Genomic DNA, 17,641 nt, shown 5'->3' with positions numbered 1-17,641 from the left:
CCTCTTCGATATGCGGGGCCTCCGCCCGTCGGGTGAGAGGCCCCGCTTTTTTATGTACAAAAAGGAGGAGCCCTCCGGGCTCCTCCTTACGATGAGCTTAAGACTCAGCCCTTGGATGCCTCAAGGGCCTGTTCCAAGTCCTCGATGATATCGTCGATGTGCTCGATACCGATGGAGAGTCGTACGAGCGAGGGGTCTATCCCGGCCGCCCGTTGCTGCTCCTCAGAAAGCTGGGAATGGGTGGTGCTCCCAGGGTGGATGGCGAGTGACTTGGCATCCCCCACGTTCGCCACATGGGAGAAGAGCTTGAGGCTGTCGATGAACCGCTTGCCGGCCTCCTTACCACCTTTGATCCCGAAGACCACCATGCCGCCAAAACCTCGTTTCAGATACTTACTCGCATTGGGATAGGAGGGATCTTCCGGAAGCCCTGGATACCTCACCCATTCCACCTGGGGATGGGCTTTCAGGTAGTCGGCCACCTTCGCCGCGTTCTCGCAATGCCGCTCCATACGCAGGTGGAGGGTCTCGAGCCCCTGGAGGAAGATCCATGCGTTGTCCGGGGAGATGGCCCCACCGAGGTTTCTCAGGGGCACGACCCTCATTCGAATGATGTAGGCAATAGGATTGAGCTCTCCGAGATCATACGCAAACCTGAGCCCGTGGTAGCTCTCATCGGGCTGGGTGAGGGTGGTAAACCGCGGGTTGTCCCAGTTGAACCTCCCTGAGTCCACCACGATCCCGCCTATTGCCGTACCGTGCCCCCCTATCCACTTGGTGAGGGAGTGCACCACGATATCCACCCCGTGCTCGATCGGTCGCAGGAGGTACGGCGTGGTGAAGGTGGAATCGGCGATGAGAGGGAGGCCGTGCCGGTGCGCGATCTCGGCGATGGCCTCGAAGTCGGGGACATCGAGGGTGGGATTCCCGATGGTCTCCACGAAGACCGCCCGGGTCTTCTCGTTGATGGCAGCCTTTACCTCTTCCAGATCATAGGGATCCACGAAGCGAACCTTGATACCGTAGTCGGGAAGGATATTGTTGAACATGGTGAAGGTGCCGCCGTAGAGATACTTGCTGGAGACCACCTCTGTCCCCGCAGTGGCGATATTGATGATGGAATAGAAGATCGCCGTGGTCCCCGAGGCCACCGCGAGAGCGGCCGCTCCGCCTTCGAGGGCCGCGACCCGCTGTTCGAGCACGTCCTGCGTGGGGTTGTGGAGCCGGGTGTAGATATAGCCCAGCTCTTTGAGGGCGAAGAGGTCGGCTGCATGATCTGCATCCCTGAACAGATAGGCCGTGGTCCTGTGCACCGGATACGCTCTGCTGGGTGGATCGAGGTCACGTGGCAGTCCTCCATGAATCGCCAGTGTTTCCAATCTCATGGTTTCCTCCTGTCGCGTTCAAGTATATGCGAGGCACGGGGATTCCGTGCGTCACGCCTCTTCTTCGAAGAGCCAGGTGCTCAGGTACCGCTCACCGGTATCGGGCACGATCACCACCACACGCTTTCCGCGGTACTCCTCCCGCGAGGCCACCTGGAGGGCGGCCCACACGTTCGCACCGGCCGAAATCCCTGCGAAGATCCCCTCCTCCTTCGCGAGTCTCCGCGCGACGGCCCCCGCATCTTCGGCCTTCACGGTGATAATCTCATCAATAAGAGAAAGATCCAGCACCTTGGGGATGAATCCCGCCCCTATCCCCTGGATGAGGTGCGGTCCGGGCTCACCACCCGAGAGTACCGGGGAATCTGCAGGCTCCACGGCCACGAGCTTCACCTCGGGGTTCCGCTCCTTGAGGTAGCGACCGGCTCCGGTGATGGTTCCCCCGGTACCCACCCCGGCGACCAGCACGTCCACCTTCCCCTCGGTATCCCTCCAGATCTCAGGCCCCGTGGTCTCATAGTGGATCTTCGGGTTGGCGAGATTCTCGAACTGCCGTGCGAGGAAGGCGTTCGGAATGGTCCGGACCAGCTCCTCGGCCTTCTCCACCGCCCCCTTCATCCCTTTCTCCGCAGGGGTGAGCACGAGCTCGGCCCCGAGAGCTGCAAGGAGCCGTCTCCGTTCGATGCTCATGCTCTCCGGCATGGTGAGGATGACCCTGTACCCTTTCACCGCCCCCACATACGCGAGGGCGATCCCGGTGTTTCCACTCGTGGCCTCCACGATGACCGCCCCCGGGGTGAGGATGCCTTCTTTCTCGGCCTCCACTACCATGGAAAGACCTATCCTGTCCTTCACGCTCGAGAGAGGGTTGAAGAACTCGAGCTTCGCCACCACCTCGGCGGGAAGGCCATCGGCCACCTTGTTGAGTCGAACCAACGGGGTGTTACCCACCAGCTCGAGGATGTCCTTTGCAATAGCCATACATACCTCCGCTATATCGTGTAATCGAGGATTCCACGTCTCCTCTTGACAAGCCCAACAAGCTCCTCAAGGGAACGTCCCTCCATCCATACCTGGATGTGCTTCTCGAGATCGGCCCAAATGGGGGCGTCGGGGCCCTCGTCCGCCTCGTGTGAAAGAGGAAAGATCACATAGGGCTCAAAGGCAGTCACGACCTCGCGTAAAGTGATCCTATGAGGAGGCCTGCGAAGCGTGTAGCCCCCACCCTTCCCCTTGGTGCTGAGGACCAGGCCAGCTGCACGAAGGTGGGAGAAAACCCCCTCGAGGAACTTCTCGGAGATGCCGTACTGCTCGGCGATCTCCTTCACCGAGACCGGACCTGCACCGTGGGAGAGGGCCAGGTGTACGAGCGCCTGTAGGCCATATCTCACTTTCGCCGGAACCTTCATACAATCTCCTACAGGTTTAATATGGTTTAAGTATAGCAACAATCGCCTTGAATGTAAAGTATTTTTGTCATAAAAAGGCGAACATTCCTCCCTTCCCTTTCCCCGAATCAGGGCCTATACTATACCAGCGAACCATACTCCAGGAGGTCGCACTATGATCGTTCGTATCATCACCATCCAGGTGGCCCCCAGCAAAGAGAAGGAATTCGAGGAGGTCACGAGACGGAACCACCGAGGCTCTGTCCAGGAACCGGGAGTTCTTCGGTTCGACGTGCTCAGGAGCCTCGACACTCCGGGGAAGTACGTGCTCTACGAGGTCTACACGGACGAGGGGGCCACGAAGGCCCACAAGGAGACGGAGCACTACAAGGAATGGAAGGAGGCGGCGGAGACCCTCACCGCAGGGCCCCGATCGGGAGAGGCCTTCGCGGTGATCGCACCGGAGGATCCGGAAAAGTGGCGGTCATGACGGGACTCAATTCTCGAGGATCGTGATCTCCACCCGCCTGTTGCGGCTGCGTCCCGCTTCGGTGGCGTTGTCCGCGATGGGGCGGGTGGCACCGTATCCTTGTATGACGATCTGCTCAGGACGTCTCACCCCCAGCTTCATGAGGAAGTCGGCCACCGCCTTCGCCCGCTCGATGGAAAGAGCGAGACGGCCTTCGGGAGTCCCGGCGAGGGCGGTATGTCCCTCCACGAGGAGGTCCCTCTCCGGATAGCGGGAGAGGATCTGTGCGATCTTTCGGAGCTTCTCCTGTTCCTCGGGGAGCAGCACCGCCGAATCGGGAGGAAACTGGATGTTCTCGAGGCGGATCGTCACCCCCTCCTCTGATGTCTCGACCTCCGCATCGGGGATCTGGAGGTCCTCTATCGCGGCCTCCACCTCTTCCCTCACCTTCTCCCTGTCGAGAGGAGAGGCCCACACCACCTCGGCGTCCGCGGTGCCGGTGAACTCGTAGACATCCCCCGTCTTGAGGGTGAGCACGAAGGCGAACTCCTCTTCGTAGTACACGAGCATCCCGCGCTCCGCATCCCAGTAGTGCCTCTGCCTCGAATAGCCATGGATACGGACGGGGGCCATCGGCGAGGGATCGGGTACGGAAGGCTCATGGAAGACCGGGTACTCAACTTTGAGGAGATGGAGGCGCCGCCCTTTCCAGTCCACTTCCCCCTCATAGGTGTACCGGACCAGTATGGGGAATCGGAACGGCCGGGTGAGGCCCAGTTCCTCGAAATCGTGCACCTCCTCGCCCTGCGCCACCCAGGAGTCACCCGGCTGTACGTCCTCCTCCGGAAAGAGGGGGACATCGCGCACCACGGGCATCACGTACTCGGGAGCGATCTCCACCTTCCCCGAAGGCGAGAGCCAGTACCGGCTTTCGTACTCGCGTTCCATGGAGTACACGTCCCAGCCGATACCCACCTGAGCCGCGGTGACGAAGCGGGCCTCACAGAAGACACGTTCCCCTTCCCGCTTCGTCACCTCTATCGCGATCCTGTTGAGGAAGGTGTTGGCGTACTCGATCTGTCCGTAACGGACCTTCTCGGAAACCCGTGAGATCACCCGGTACGCTTCACCGGGTTCGAGTTTGTAACGGAACTCGAGTCCCAGCAGGCTGCCTGCGATGATGCCGAGATAGAGTGCCACTGTGAGACGTCGCATGCTCCCTCCCCTCCCTCTATCGGCAGGAAGGCCCTTCCCCCACACCCTCTGAGATCACACCTCCTCGATGTCGAGCCTCGAGGGATCCTTCACGAATTCGGGGAAGACGTAGACGATCACCCCCGTCTTCTTCACCCTGAGTTCCGCGAACCCCTTCTCCACCAATGCATCGAGCGCGGCCCGAGCCTTCTCTATGGGGATGTCTGCCTCGAGGGCGACCTCTGCAGGGGAGGTGACCCCGTTCCCCGCGCGAGCGAGCCGCAGGATGGTCCGCTCGAGTCGCTCTCTCTTCCTGTCCGCAGGACGAGGGCCTCCAGCGGATCCCATGGAATGCGAGAGTATGTCCTCGATCTGCCTCCGTCTGTTGGCTTCCTCGACCTGATAGGGAAGGGTGAAGAAGTCGTACACAGCCCCGACCGCGCCGAGACCGAAGGTACACATGTAGAGGATCCCCGTGCCGATCTTCCCGAGATAGATGCGATGGAGTCCGAGAACCCCGAAACCGGAGACGAACCAGAGAAGGTAGGCAATCGGCAAGGAATAGTACATATACTCACTCCTACATGAGGTATTCTTTCTGATCCCTCGAGAGGATCACTCGACCCTCTCTCACCAGTTGCCGCAACTCGCCCAGGAAGTCCTTGGTGACCTGTTCCACGTCTCGCCTCTTCACTGCTCCGAGCCGGAGGTACTCGTCGGTCACCATCTGCCTGCGGCGCTCGGAGATATTCCTCATGATCCTCGCCTTCACCTCCTCGGGTTTTCCCTTGAGGAGGAGAGCGATCTCCGTATCGTCGAACTTCCTGAGGATCCCGGCGAGTTCCCTGTCGGGGATCTGCTCCAGGATATCGAGCGTGAGGAGCCGCTCTTCGAGTTTCCCCACCAACTCCGGGGATCGGTCCTTGAGGGCCTTGAGGATCTTCTCTTCTTCCTCCAGAGGGGCATGTTTGAGGATCTCGGCGAGGACCTCCACCCCGTCCACCTCCGGGACCTCGGTATCCCCCAACTCGTGGAGACGTTTCCTGAGCGCCTCCTCCACCCGAAGGAGGATCTCCTTGTCGAGCTTCCTCGGCCGGGCTATGTACTTCACGACGGACACCCTCACCTCAGGGGGGAGGAGGGTGAGCACTCCGGAGACCTTCGCGGGATCGAGATAGGAAAGGATGGCGCTGACGATCGCAGGGGCTTCCTTCTGGAGAAGGTACTTTATCTGCCTCGGAGTGAGGTCCTGCAGAAAGGAAAACGGGCGCCGCTCCGCCTCCTCGATACGGGAGAGGATCCGCCCCGCCCGCTCCTCTCCGAAGGCGGCCTCGAGAATGGTCTTCGCCACGTCCTTCCCGCCCCGGGGAGACTTCACGACCTCCCTCACGCTCCTGAACTCTTCCAGGATGTCGTGCGCCTCTCTGGGAGAGATGGCGGGGATGTTCGCGATCCGGGCGGCAACGGCCTCCACGAGGGGGGGATCGAGGTGTTTCACCACCTCGGCCGCCTGTTCCTTGCCCACGAGGATGAGGAAACGCGCGATCTTGTCGAGCTTCTCCTGCGAGAGCTTCCCCGGCGCCTCCCGCTCCTCCGGCCTCCGCCCCCTGCGGGGAAAACCCGTCCCGGAGGAATCGGCCTCTCCGGGATCGACCCCGGGCCGGGGTTCGACCTTCTGGATCCGTCTGTAGGCCTCTATCCCCCGTTTCCGTATCTCCATACCCTCCAATCCTACCCATACCGGGCGAAAGGGTCAACGTTCGAGGGACGAGGGGATGTAGGGCGAGAAGCGCGCTGGAACAGGCACCCGCACCAGATGCACGTGCTGGCTCTCATAGTAGCGTACAAAAGAGTCGAACGGCGTCTCCCTTCCGCGCTCCATCACCACGATGTGGAACCTCCCCCCCTCGTCGAAAAAAGGAAAGAAGACCGCCACATGGTAGTGTTGCCAGAGCGTGGGATCCTCCCCCCACTCCCCGTTGACGGAACCGAAGTAGAAATAACCCGGCCTTCGCACCGCCTCCAGATAGAGCACGGCGGCAAGATCCTTCACCCGGAACCCCACGTCCTCCACATACCGGAAGCCGGGGACCTCCCGCACATCATGCGCCTCCGGATCAGCCGAACCGGAGCCGGTGAGGAGCGAGTGGAGCACCTCCGCGAGAGACCTGGTCCAATCCAGACCGAAATAGGGATCCCTCACCTCCTCGTAGATACGCCCCCAGCGGCTTCCCCGTAGGGATTCGTAGCGCCTTTTGAGCGTCTCGATGTCCAGGAGACGGCCGGTTTGGACGAAGGCGATGCTGTCTCCTATCCACTTCGCGAATCCGGAACAGTTGAAACCGGCCTCATTCACCGCTTCCCCGGTGGCGATCCGCACGAATACACCTGCGGCGTCGAGGGCGCCATCGTCCGCATCGGGGAGGAGGGGGAGCACAGGCCTGACGGCATCGACCATCCCCTCCACACGACGGTCATACTCGTCCGGGACATGGGAAAACACCTCCCACGGCACGCCCGCCGAAGGGAGCCACCGATCCTCCGGCATGACGAGGAGATCCTCGAAACGATAGGGGAGGCGGAGGCCCTGCACCCAGGGGATGTCCATGACCGAGACATCCATCCTGGTCCATGTCTCCTCGGGGTAGAGCCGTATCGCGTTGCCGGGATCGCCGCCGAGGAAGATCTTGGCCTGGAGGAAGGAACCATCTTTCAGGCTCCGCTTCACCACCCAGGTCCCCGGCCCCTCGAGGACGAAACGATCGTCCCGGGAGGGAATGAACACGAGGTACCCCGCTCCCTCCTTCCTCGCGGGAAGCACCTTCACACGGTACGGGGTGCCCCGCTGCGGGAGTATCCGCTCCTCCGCAGCGAGGAATTCGTAGAGTCCTCCGAGGAGGATGTCGCTGCAGGCTGCGCGGGCTTCCCAGGACGAGGGGAACGCGTTTCCCTCACCACTCCCCGCATCCAGGCTCACCACCTGTCCCGGAAGGAGTGAGGGGATGAGGAACGCGACGAGACGAAGGACGAAGCGGAACCTGTATCCCCCCATGCTACCTCGATTCCCCCCTCTTCTTTCCATCGGCACCTCTCCCGTCTTCCATGACATCCTCGAGCGTTTCCCGGATCCGCTGCACCTCCGAGAGACAATGGAGGAGGATGCTCCTCACGAGGGCGAGCTGGAGGTGGATCTCCTCGTGCGAGGCGATCTCCTCCTCGAGGGCCTTCCTGACTCCTTCGATGGTATAGCGTTTCTCGTGGGCAAGATAGCGGATCCTCGAGATGACCTGGAGATCCGCCGTGGTGTAGATCCTCCTCCCATAGGCATCCTTCTTGGGGGAGAGGAAGGGTATCTCCGACTCCCAATACCGGAGGACATGAGGCTTGATGTTGAAGAGCCTGCACACCTCTCCTATGGTGTACACCGGCATCCTATTCCCTCAGATCGATGAAGATGGGGATGTGAGAGAATCCGAACTCCTTCCTCACCCGGTTTTCCAGATACGAGAGATACGAGGACGGGAACCCTTCTCTCCGGTTGACGAACAGGAGGAAGCGTACCGGCATGGAACTCACCTGGGTCATATACCGGACCTTGTACCGGCGCCCCTTCCGGGAAGGTGGAGGCACTTCCTCCTTCCACCGCTCGAGGGCGCGGTTGAGGGGCCCTGTCTCCACCCGCTTCCCGAGTTCATCGCGGAGCATGAGGGCCGTATCCAGGAGCTTGTCTATTCCCTCCCCCCGTCGCGCGGAGATCTTCACGATGGGCGCATAGTCCATGTGGGGGAAGAAGAAACGGATCCTCGCTTTCATGGCCTGAAACTGGTTGGGAACCGGGGTGAGGGCGTCCCACTTGTTGAGCACCAGGATCACCCCCCGTCCCCTCCTCTGGGCCACCGCCGCTATCTTCTTGTCCTGCTCGGTGAGCCCCTCCTGTGCATCGATGAGCAGGAAGACCACGTGGGCCTCTTCTATCACCTTGAGAGAGCGCCGCACGGAATAGAACTCCAGATCATCCTCTATCCTCGACCGGCGCCTGATCCCCGCGGTATCCACTATCCGGAACCACCTCCCTCTGTACTGAAAACGCCCTTCGAGGAGGTCCCTCGTCGTACCGGGGGCATCGGACACCAGGGCCCGCTCCTCGCCCAGCAGCGTGTTTAGGAGAGTGGACTTGCCGGTGTTCGGTTTCCCCAGGATTGCCACGTCGATCTCAGGGGCGGAAGGGGCGTCTCCTCCCCCCTCGGGGACGACGAGCCGCCGTTCGATCTCCTGCTCGAGCTCATCGATACCGCGTCCGTGTTCCGCAGAAGTGAAGCACACGGTATCGAACCCGAGAGAGAAGAAGTTCCACGCCATCTCTTCCCTCGCCTCATTGTCCACCTTGTTCACCACCAGGATGAGTCGCTCCTTGTAAGGCCGCAGGAGCTCGAGCAGTTCCTCATCCTCGGGAACCAGTTCCGTGACGTCCAGCACGAGAAGGAGCACATCAGCCCGATCCACCTCACGGAGCGCCCGTTCCCGGACGAGGGGTTCGAAGATCCCTCCCCGTTCGGAGGTGATCCCTCCTGTGTCCACGAGGAGGACCCGCCCCCCTCCCAGCTCCCAGGTCTCCTCCACCGCATCCCGCGTGACCCCGGGACGCGGGTGGGTGATCGCCTTGCGCCGGCCTATGAGACGGTTGAACAGGGTGGACTTGCCCACATTGGGGCGTCCCACGATCACCACCCGGGGGAGACGGGACTGCACTCCCACGGTCCTCCGGCCTTCAGTTCGCTCCGACATGACCCAGCTCCTCCATTTTCTCCCTCACCAGGCGTTCCACATCCCGATGCGACTTGAGTTGCAGGATCGCGCCTACGAATTCCTCGCACTCCGCCACGGAGGTGGAACGGACCAACCGCTTCACCTCGGGGATGCTCGCCGGACTCATGCTCAACTCGTCCAGCCCGAGTCCGATGAGCACGAAGGTGGCGAGCGGATCGCCCGCCATCTCTCCGCACATACCCACCGGGATACCCGCCTGGTGGGCGTGGTCCACCGTCATCTGGATGAGCCTGAGGACCGCCGGATGAAACGGCTGATACAGGTAGGCCACCCGCTCATTCCCCCGGTCGGTGGCGAGCGTGTATTGAATGAGATCGTTCGTCCCTATGGAGAAAAAATCCACCTTCTGGGCCAGGATATCGGCCGTGAGGGCCGCAGCAGGGACCTCTATCATGGCCCCCACCGGGATGTCCCGTTCAAAGGGAATACCTTCCCGCTCCAGCTCCTCTTTCACCTGGTCGAGGATCTCGAGGCCCATCACCACCTCCTCCTGGGAGGAGATGAGGGGGAACATGATGCTCACCTTGCCGTAGATGGAAGCCCGCAGGATGGCGCGAAGCTGAATCTTGAAGATGTGGGGATTGGCGAGGCAGAACCGGATCGCCCGCCATCCGAGGATGGGGTTGTGCTCGTCGTGGGCATCGTAGAGTCGGGGGATCACCTTCTCTCCACCCAGGTCGAGCGTACGGATGATCACCTCCCGGTCGCCCATCTGTTCGATCACCTCACGGTAGGCCGCATACTGTTCCTCTTCGGTGGGAAGGTGGCGGGAATGCATGAAGAGGAACTCGGTCCGGAAGAGACCGATGCCATCCGCACCATGGGCGAGGACCGACTCCACCTCCTCCGGGACCTCTATATTGGCCCTGAGGAAGATCCTCTTCCCGTCCCTCGTCTCTCCGGGGACTTCGTTGAGACTGAGGAGCTGAATCGCCTGCTCCTCCACCTCCCTCATACGCTGCTGGTACTGCTCCATGACTTCCGGCGTGGGGTCCACGATGACCACGCCATCCCTGCCGTCCACGATGAGGGTCTGACCGGACTTCACCTGTCTGCTTATCTCGGAGAGCCCCAGGACCGAGGGTATCTCGAACGCGCGCGCGAGGATCGCCGTATGGGACGTACGCCCACCCGCATCCATGGCGATACCCTTCACCATCCGCTTGTTCATCTGGATGGCTTCGGAGGGCAGCAGGTCGTGACACACCAGTATCACTTCCTCCTGGAGATCCGAGAGGAGTATCCGTTCCCTGTAGAGGAGGTGGTTGAGGATCCTGTTGGCGATGTCGCGTATATCGTAGATACGCTCCCTGAGATAGTCGTCGTCCGCATCCTTGAGTCTCTCCACGTAGGACTCGGTGGTCTCGAGGAGTATCCACTCGACGTTCCGCTTGCTCTCGGCCACGTCCCGTTCCACGCTCCCGGTGAACTCCGGATCCCTGAGCATGAGGAGATGGGAATCGAGGATCTTCACGGTCTCGCCCTGTTGACCTTCCTTTATCCGTTCGATCTCCTCGACGGCCCGTTCCACCGCACCCCTGAACCGCTGGAGCTCCTCCTCGACATGATGATCCTGCAGGTAATAACGAGGGATCGGAGGGAGTTCGGTGCTGTAGACGAACGCCGGGCCTATCGCGATGCCAGGGAAGACGGAAATCCCCTTAAATTTTTTCATGTGCATACTATAAGGAGTTTTCTCTCCGGTGTCAAATGCGGAGTCCCCCGGAAAGGAGAGAGGACAGGAGCCCTTCAAAGGAGCCCCTCATCTCTCCCCGGGATCCTGCCGATACACTCGGTGATGGCTCGGAAGAAGAAACAGCAGGGTTTCGGCGTGCTCTTCTGGATCGCCTCGATCCTCGTGGTGATCATCGTCTACCTCTGGAACCGTCCCACCATACTGAAGGTCATGGAGAATACCGGCTTCATAGAGGTCGTAAAGGAAAAGATCGCGAGTCCCACCCCCGCCACGTCCACCCCCACCCCCCCCGTGGCCGCTGGCCCCACCCACACGAGCCCGCCGCCCCCGTCCCCTCCGCCCACGCCATCCCCCACCCCTCACACGCCCCCGCCTCCCTCCCCCTCAGCCATCACGCGCAGCCGCACCTCGCTCCTCTATTTCGTGCAGGTCTTCGACGACGGTCGGGTGGAGCTCGTACCCGTGAAACGTCGGGTGACCTACACCGACGCGCCCCTCACCGCCACGCTCGACGCCCTCCTCCACGGCCCCACCGCGGGGGAACTCTCCGCCGGCATCCGGAGCCTCATCCCACCCGAGACCAGGCTCCTGGGAGTCCGGGTGGAGAACGGAACTGCGTATATCAACATCAGCGAATCCTTCCGGTTCAACCCGCTCGGCCAGGAGGGACTCGTCCTCCAACTCAAACAGATCATCTACACCGCCACCGAGTTCCCCACCGTGGAACAGGTACAAATACTCATCGAAGGGAAGACCGTGCGCTACCTCGGTTCCGAGGGCATCCCCATAGATCATCCCCTCTCCCGATCGTCGCTGTAGAACCACGCCTCGAGCTCCCGGAACCCCGTCGCCTCCCCCTCTCCCGTGAGCAACACGAGGAACTCCTGGTTCCCCTTCTTTCCCCTCACCGGCGAGGGGAAACACCTTCGCGGGACGAATCCCTGTCCTGCGCATGCCTCGAGGGTCTCCCGCACCACCCGATGGATCGCCTCCCGGTCCTTGAGCACGCCCCGAAACCCCTCAGGAGTCCCCCCTCCTCTCACCACCTCGAACTGCGGCTTCACGAGAAATATCCCCCACGCCTCACGAGTCAGGGAGAGCACATGCCCCGCAACCGGAACCAAGGAACGAAAGGAGAGATCCACCACGGCCGCATCGGGCACTGGATCGAGCGAACGCACCTCCCGGATGTTGGTGCGCTCGTGCACGAACACCCGCTCGTCCACCCTGAGCTTGTAGGCGAGCTGGTTATAGCCCACGTCCACCGCGTGGACAAAGGCCGCTCCATGGAAAAGCAGGCACTCGGTGAACCCCCCGGTGGAGGCCCCCACGTCCAAGAACCCCTTGCCTGCGATGTCCAGGTTCCACGCATGGAGCGCAGCCTCGAGTTTATACCCGCCTCGTGAGACATATCTCGGTATTCGCCGCTCTATGCGGACATCTTCCCGGACTTTCAGGTAGGGATCCTTCACACACACCCCGTCCACGAAGACCTCCCCACAGAGCACGTAGGCATAGAGCATGTCCCTCCGGGTGTCGGGGAAACGGGAGGCGAGCAGATCGAGGAGCACTACGCGACGCATCGCATCTAGACCCCCAGGTAGTGCCGTATCCTCTCGATGGAACGTGCCTTCCCGGACCGCACATCCACCACGATCGCCACCCCGCAGATCGTGGCGGGACTGTCGACCACTTTGAGCTGGTGGGGCACCTGCGTGGTCACCCGCTCGCTCGCAAGGGAGGGATCGAAACCGATCACCGAGTCCACAGGCCCCGTGGAGCCCAGATCCGTGATATAGGCGGTACCCCCCGGCAGGATCTTTTCGTCGGCGGTCTGGATGTGGGTATGCGTCCCCACCACGGCCGAGACCTTGCCGTCGAGGAAGAAGCCCATGGCCTCCTTCTCGGCCGGGGACTCGGCATGGAAATCCACCAGAATCACCGAGGCCTCTCTCCTCAACCGGCGGATCTCTTCCTGGGCCTTGCGGAAAGGACAGTCGGCCATCACGAGACGTTGCCGGCCGATGAGATTGAGGACCCCGACCGCGACGTCACCCTTCTCGAGGACAGTCGCCCCCTTGCCCGGTGCGCCCGGCGGATAGTTCGCCGGCCGGATCACCCTCGCGGGATCCTGCTCCATGAGGGGGAAGACCGACTCGTCGTGCCAGATATGGTTTCCGGTGGTGATCACATCCACCCCCATGGCGAAGAGGCGTTCCGCGAGCTCACGGGAGAGGCCGAAACCATCGGCCGCATTCTCACCGTTGATCACCACCACATCCGCCCCCGTGGATCGAACCAGGGAGGTGAGTCCCGAAAAAAGGGTGCGCATCCCCGGGTGTCCGATGATATCTCCGAGCATCAATATCGTCATGTCCTGAGCCATCCTCTCTCTTCCATCATGTACTATGCATCACTCAAAAACGCAAGGCTGCCCATGTCGGGGGACACAGGCAGCCTCGGCATGAAACCCCCATCCGCTAGCGGGCGTACTCGACCACCCGGGTCTCCCGGATGATGGTCACTTTGATCCGACCGGGATACCGGAGATCCTCCTCGATCTTCCGGGCTATCTCCCGAGCGAGCTCCCGGGCCCCGGCGTCGTCGACCAGGTCGTTGTTGACCATGATCCTGATCTCCCTGCCCGCCTGGATCGCGAAGGCCTTGTCCACTCCGGAGAACCCTTCCGCGATCTTCTCGAGCTGCTCGAGGCGCTTGATGTAGTTCTCGAGCGACTCCCTTCTCGCCCCCGGTCTCGAGGCGGAGATGGCGTCGGCGATCTGGACGATCACCGACTCGGGACACGTGTGCGGCACATCCCCGTGATGCGCTGCGATGCAGTTGATCACCCTGCTGTCCTCGCCCATGCGCTTGGCGAGCTCTATCCCGAGCTCGATGTGCGTGCTGTCGTCATCGGACTCGATCGCCTTGCCGATGTCGTGGAGGAGCGCCCCCCGTTTGGCGATCATGGGGTCACCTCCCACCTCGGCGGCGATCATGCCGGCGAGTACGGCCACCTCTTTGGTATGGGCAAGGACGTTCTGGCCGTAGCTCGTACGATACTTGAGGCGTCCCAGGGCCTGGACCGCCTCAGGGGGAAAATCGTGTATCCCCAGCTCGAACAGCACCTTCTCTCCTTCCTCGTAGATGGTTTGGCTCAGCTCTTTGGTCACTTTGTGGACAACTTCCTCGATACGGGCGGGATGGATCCGTCCGTCCGCGATGAGGCGCTCCAGAGAGATGCGGGCGATCTCCTTTCTCACCGGGTCGAAGCACGAGAGCACCACGGCCTCGGGCGTATCGTCGATGATGATATCCACGCCCGTGAGGGTCTCGAGGGTACGGATGTTCCGTCCCTCCCGGCCGATGATCCTCCCCTTCATCTCATCGTTGGGAAGGCTCACCGTGGTCACGGTGACCTCGGCCGTCACATCGGTGGCGATGCGTTGCATGGTGCTCACCAACACGTCACGGGCCTTGCGCTCCGCCGTGGCCCTGGCCTCCTCCTCGATCTTGTTCACGAGGATCTGGGCATCCCGCTTCGCCTCTTCCTCGAGCCGCGAGATGATGAGCGACCGGGCCTCTTCCCTGGTCAGTCCGGAAATCCGTTCCAGTTCGCTCTCGATCTCTTGTTCCCGTCGTCCAAGTTCCGTCTCTTTTTCCGCCAGCAACCTCTCTCGGTCCGCAAGGGCTTCGTTTCTCCGCTCCACCGCTGCCAGTTTTCGCTCGAGCGTCTCCTCCTTCTGCAGGAGACGCCGCTCGGTCCGCTGAAGCTCGGCCCGTCGTTCACGGAGTTCTTTCTCGAGCTGGAGCCGCTCCTTGTGGATCTGCTCCTGTGCCTCGAAAAGAATCTCTTTCTTCCGTGCCTCAGCCTCTTTTACCGCCTCATCTTTTATTCTCTCAGCCCTCTGCTCCGCAGAGGTAAGCTGAAATCTGGCATACAGCCATCGAGCTGTCCACCCCAACGCCAAACCAAGAAGAGGAAGGGCAACTGAAAGAAGAACATTCATCAGCTCCCTCCACTTTCTTGTCTAGACCCCTAGACTATGAATATATTACAGAAAAGTCAATTATTCCGTGTCATCGTGACACAGAATCGCTTTTCCGTCGCACCTTCTAAACCGGACGGCATCCCCGCCGGTTACACCACCACTTGCAGGAAGCCCCGGGCGCACCTATACTCGCACACATGGCATCCCCACCTCCCATCCTCCTCGCCTCCCGATCCCCGCGCAGGGCCTCGCTCCTCAGCTCCGCGGGCATCCCCTTCGTCCAGTGGGCGCCGGAGTATCGCGAAACCCTCCCGCCGCAGGGAACACCCGAGGAACGCATCGCCGCCCTCGCACGCGACAAACTCCGGCAGGCACTCCAGGCCGATCCCCCCACCCCCGGCGAATGGGTCCTCACCGCCGACACCGCCGTGGTGGTCGACGAACGCATCCTGGGGAAACCCCGAAACGAGGCGGAAGCCCGCGCCATGCTCACCCTCCTCTCCGGCCGATCCCACACCATCCTCACGGCCCTCTCCCTCCACCACAGGGGCGGCCTCACCCTCACGCGCACCGCCCTCACCACGGTGTGGTGGGCGCCGCTCACCGAGGAGGAGATCGACCTCTATCTCGCCTCCGGCGAGTGGCAGGACGCCGCCGGCGCCTACCGCATACAGGAACGCGGCGGCCTCTTCATCACCCGCATCGAGGGCTCCTACTCCAACGTGGTGGGCTTGCCAATCCATCTCCTTTATGGCATGCTCAAGGAAAGCGGGTACCCCTACCCGCACATCTTCCGCCCGTAGGGCGAGAAACAGAGAAGGAGACCCCACGGGGTCATCGAGGAGGTTCCCTTGGCAGTCGTGACCATGAAGAACCTGCTGGAATCCGGTGTGCACTTCGGGCACCAGAAACGCAGGTGGGATCCCCGAATGAAGAAGTACATCTTCGCCGAACGGAACGGGATCCACATCATCGACCTTCAGAAGACCATCCAGGCCATCAAAGAGGCCTACGAGGTGGTGCGGAAGACCGTGCTGTCCGGCAAGAGCGTGCTCTTCGTCGGCACCAAACGCCAGGCGCAGGCGGCCATCCAACGCGAAGCCGAACGGTGCGGCATGTTCTACGTGAACCACCGGTGGCTCGGCGGCACCCTCACCAACTTCGAGACCATCAAGAAGTCCATCCTCAGGCTCAAGAAACTGGAGAAGATGGAGGTGGACGGCACCTTCGCCACCATGTCCAAGAAAGAGGTCTCCCGTCTCATGAAAGAGAAGGCCCGGCTTCAGCGGAATCTGGGCGGTATCAAGGAGATGAAGGAGCTCCCCGGCGTGGTCTTCATCATCGACACCAAGCACGAGGCCATCGCCGTGGCCGAGGCCAAGAAGCTCGGGATCCCCATCATCGGCGTGGTGGACACCAATTGTAACCCCGAGATCATCGATCATCCCATCCCCGGCAACGACGATGCCATTCGAGCCATCAACCTCTTCACCAAGATCATCGCGGATGCGGTCATCGAGGCGGACAACGAGATGGGCCTCGAGGTCGTGGAATCCCTCCAGGAGGAAGAGCCCATCGACGAGAGCCAGATAGAGACCGGCAAGGAAGAAGAGATCGCCGAGCTCAAGGTCTCGGTGGGTGCCCGTCTCGGCAAGGAAGACGAGGAGGAGGAAGAGGGGGTTCTCGCAGGCGACTACTCCGAGTACTCCCCGGAAGAGGAAGAAGAAACCATCGAACAGATCACCGAGCTCGAATCGGACAAGTTCATAGGCGACGAAGACAAATATTACGAGGAGTGACCCATGGCTATAAGTGCTGCTGACGTAAAGAAACTCAGAGACCGCACAGGCGCGGGCATTATGGACTGCAAACGCGCACTCCAGGAGGCGGGCGGCGATTTCGAGAAGGCGGAGCGCATCCTCAAGGAGATGGGCCTCGCCGCCGCAGCCAAGCGGAGCGACAGGGCCACGGAGGAAGGCCGCGTCTTCGTCCGTGTCACCGACACCAAGGCGGGCCTGCTCGAGATCCTCTGCGAGACCGACTTCGTGGCGCGCAACCAGGACTTCGTGACCACCGGAGAGGAGATCCTCGCCCTCATTATGGACAAGGACCTCTCCATCGAGAGCCCCGAAGTCAAGGATAAGATGACCGAACTCGGCATGAAGGTGAAGGAGAACCTCAAGCTGAGGAGGGCGGACGTCCTCACCATCGGCCCCAACGAGTACGTGAGCTCCTACGTGCACGGAGAGGGACGGATCGGCGTGCTCGTGAAGTTCTCGCTCGAGAAACCCGAGCTGAAGGAGGATCCGGCCTTCAAGGAGTTCGCCTTCGACTGCGCCCTCCACGCAGCGGCCTTCGCCCCGCTCTACCTCTCCCCGGAGACCGTACCGGCCGACTATCTCGAGGAGCAGAAGGAGATCTTCACCAAGCAGGCCCAGAACCTCGGGAAGCCCGATAAGGTCATACAGGGCATCGTCCAGGGCAAGATCAAGAAACACTTCGCCGAGATCTGTTTCACCGAGCAGGCCTTCGTAAAGGACGACAAGAAGAGCGTGAGACAGAAGATGGAGGAACTCTCGAGACAACTCGGCGCGGGCATCTCCCTGGTGGATTACCGGTACTACAAAGTCGGTGAAGAGCTCTGAGCCCTTGCCATGATCCCTTGCGCACTGCTACTCTTGGAAGCAGTG

The 17,641-nt window shown here is 61.4% G+C and carries 18 protein-coding genes; 5 read left to right on the top strand and 13 right to left on the bottom strand.

Translation table 11 applies throughout. From position 1 onward, the window contains the following. Nucleotides 1–104: 104 nt before the first annotated feature. From SPITH_RS04415 to SPITH_RS04405, 3 genes are read right to left on the bottom strand one after another with little or no spacing between them, the layout of a single operon-like run. The gene (locus SPITH_RS04415; RefSeq protein ID WP_014624517.1) at nt 105–1,385 is read right to left on the bottom strand and encodes an O-acetylhomoserine aminocarboxypropyltransferase/cysteine synthase family protein; all 1,281 of its coding nucleotides are present in this window, start codon (nt 1,383–1,385) and stop codon (nt 105–107) included. A 51-nt stretch (nt 1,386–1,436) separates the two neighbouring features. Further along, nucleotides 1,437–2,366, bottom strand: coding sequence for a cysteine synthase A (gene cysK, locus SPITH_RS04410; RefSeq protein WP_014624516.1), 930 nt, complete (start codon nt 2,364–2,366; stop codon nt 1,437–1,439). An 11-nt stretch (nt 2,367–2,377) separates the two neighbouring features. Next, a complete protein-coding gene (locus SPITH_RS04405; RefSeq protein ID WP_014624515.1) occupies nt 2,378–2,794 on the bottom strand; it encodes an RrF2 family transcriptional regulator in 417 nt (138 codons plus the stop codon). 154 nt (nt 2,795–2,948) lie between these two features. Here SPITH_RS04405 and SPITH_RS04400 point away from each other — a divergent pair, with 154 nt between their 5' ends. Then, nucleotides 2,949–3,263, top strand: a complete 315-nt coding sequence (locus SPITH_RS04400; RefSeq protein ID WP_014624514.1) for an antibiotic biosynthesis monooxygenase — start codon at nt 2,949–2,951, stop codon at nt 3,261–3,263. Between the two features lie 6 nt (nt 3,264–3,269). Here SPITH_RS04400 and SPITH_RS04395 read toward each other — a convergent pair whose 3' ends face one another. The 7 genes from SPITH_RS04395 to ptsP are packed head-to-tail and all read right to left on the bottom strand — an operon-like array spanning nt 3,270 to nt 10,938. Further along, nucleotides 3,270–4,457 carry an OmpA family protein gene (locus SPITH_RS04395; RefSeq protein ID WP_014624513.1) on the bottom strand — a complete coding sequence of 396 codons (1,188 nt, stop codon included), beginning with the start codon at nt 4,455–4,457 and terminating at the stop codon, nt 3,270–3,272. Nucleotides 4,458–4,511: 54 nt separating this feature from the next. Continuing rightward, nucleotides 4,512–5,006 carry a TM2 domain-containing protein gene (locus tag SPITH_RS04390; RefSeq protein ID WP_014624512.1) on the bottom strand — a complete coding sequence of 165 codons (495 nt, stop codon included), beginning with the start codon at nt 5,004–5,006 and terminating at the stop codon, nt 4,512–4,514. 10 nt (nt 5,007–5,016) lie between these two features. Continuing rightward, nucleotides 5,017–6,156: a flagellar motor switch protein FliG gene (locus SPITH_RS04385; protein WP_014624511.1), complete on the bottom strand. Its 1,140-nt coding sequence runs from the start codon at nt 6,154–6,156 to the stop codon at nt 5,017–5,019. Between the two features lie 33 nt (nt 6,157–6,189). Next, nucleotides 6,190–7,488: a hypothetical protein gene (locus SPITH_RS04380; protein WP_014624510.1), complete on the bottom strand. Its 1,299-nt coding sequence runs from the start codon at nt 7,486–7,488 to the stop codon at nt 6,190–6,192. A 1-nt stretch (nt 7,489) separates the two neighbouring features. After that, nucleotides 7,490–7,867: a MerR family transcriptional regulator gene (locus tag SPITH_RS04375; protein WP_014624509.1), complete on the bottom strand. Its 378-nt coding sequence runs from the start codon at nt 7,865–7,867 to the stop codon at nt 7,490–7,492. 1 nt (nt 7,868) lies between these two features. Further along, a complete protein-coding gene (gene der, locus SPITH_RS04370) occupies nt 7,869–9,221 on the bottom strand; it encodes a ribosome biogenesis GTPase Der (protein WP_014624508.1) in 1,353 nt (450 codons plus the stop codon). After that, entirely contained in the window at nt 9,205–10,938 is a 1,734-nt protein-coding gene (ptsP, locus tag SPITH_RS04365; RefSeq protein WP_014624507.1) for a phosphoenolpyruvate--protein phosphotransferase, read from the bottom strand. Before ptsP ends, der begins: the two co-directional genes overlap by 17 nt. Before the next feature lie 123 nt (nt 10,939–11,061). Here ptsP and SPITH_RS04360 point away from each other — a divergent pair, with 123 nt between their 5' ends. Next, complete coding sequence (locus SPITH_RS04360) at nt 11,062–11,778, top strand: GerMN domain-containing protein (RefSeq protein WP_014624506.1); 717 nt, start codon at nt 11,062–11,064, stop codon at nt 11,776–11,778. Here SPITH_RS04360 and SPITH_RS04355 read toward each other — a convergent pair. From SPITH_RS04355 to rny, 3 genes are all read right to left on the bottom strand, one after another. Continuing rightward, a complete protein-coding gene (locus SPITH_RS04355; RefSeq protein WP_014624505.1) occupies nt 11,751–12,542 on the bottom strand; it encodes a TlyA family RNA methyltransferase in 792 nt (263 codons plus the stop codon). The two genes, SPITH_RS04360 and SPITH_RS04355, sit on opposite strands and share 28 nt — an antisense overlap. A gap of 5 nt (nt 12,543–12,547) precedes the next feature. Then, nucleotides 12,548–13,333, bottom strand: a complete 786-nt coding sequence (locus tag SPITH_RS04350; protein WP_014624504.1) for a TIGR00282 family metallophosphoesterase — start codon at nt 13,331–13,333, stop codon at nt 12,548–12,550. Between the two features lie 106 nt (nt 13,334–13,439). After that, nucleotides 13,440–14,969, bottom strand: coding sequence for a ribonuclease Y (gene rny / locus SPITH_RS04345; protein ID WP_013314085.1), 1,530 nt, complete (start codon nt 14,967–14,969; stop codon nt 13,440–13,442). Between the two features lie 179 nt (nt 14,970–15,148). Between rny and SPITH_RS04340 the strand changes: the two genes are divergently transcribed. Genes SPITH_RS04340 through tsf form a run of 3 tightly spaced genes read left to right on the top strand, consistent with a single transcriptional unit; the run spans nt 15,149 to nt 17,596 of the window. Beyond that, nucleotides 15,149–15,754 carry a Maf family protein gene (locus SPITH_RS04340; RefSeq protein WP_014624503.1) on the top strand — a complete coding sequence of 202 codons (606 nt, stop codon included), beginning with the start codon at nt 15,149–15,151 and terminating at the stop codon, nt 15,752–15,754. A 48-nt stretch (nt 15,755–15,802) separates the two neighbouring features. Further along, entirely contained in the window at nt 15,803–16,750 is a 948-nt protein-coding gene (gene rpsB, locus SPITH_RS04335) for a 30S ribosomal protein S2 (RefSeq protein ID WP_014624502.1), read from the top strand. A 3-nt stretch (nt 16,751–16,753) separates the two neighbouring features. Next, nucleotides 16,754–17,596 (top strand): translation elongation factor Ts, encoded by an 843-nt coding sequence (tsf, locus tag SPITH_RS04330; protein WP_014624501.1) that lies wholly within the window; start codon nt 16,754–16,756, stop codon nt 17,594–17,596. Nucleotides 17,597–17,641 lie beyond the last annotated feature (45 nt).

This window comes from Spirochaeta thermophila DSM 6578 (assembly GCF_000184345.1).
Lineage (GTDB): Bacteria > Spirochaetota > Spirochaetia > Winmispirales > Winmispiraceae > Winmispira > Winmispira thermophila.
This window is presented reverse-complemented; position numbering and strand designations above follow the sequence as displayed.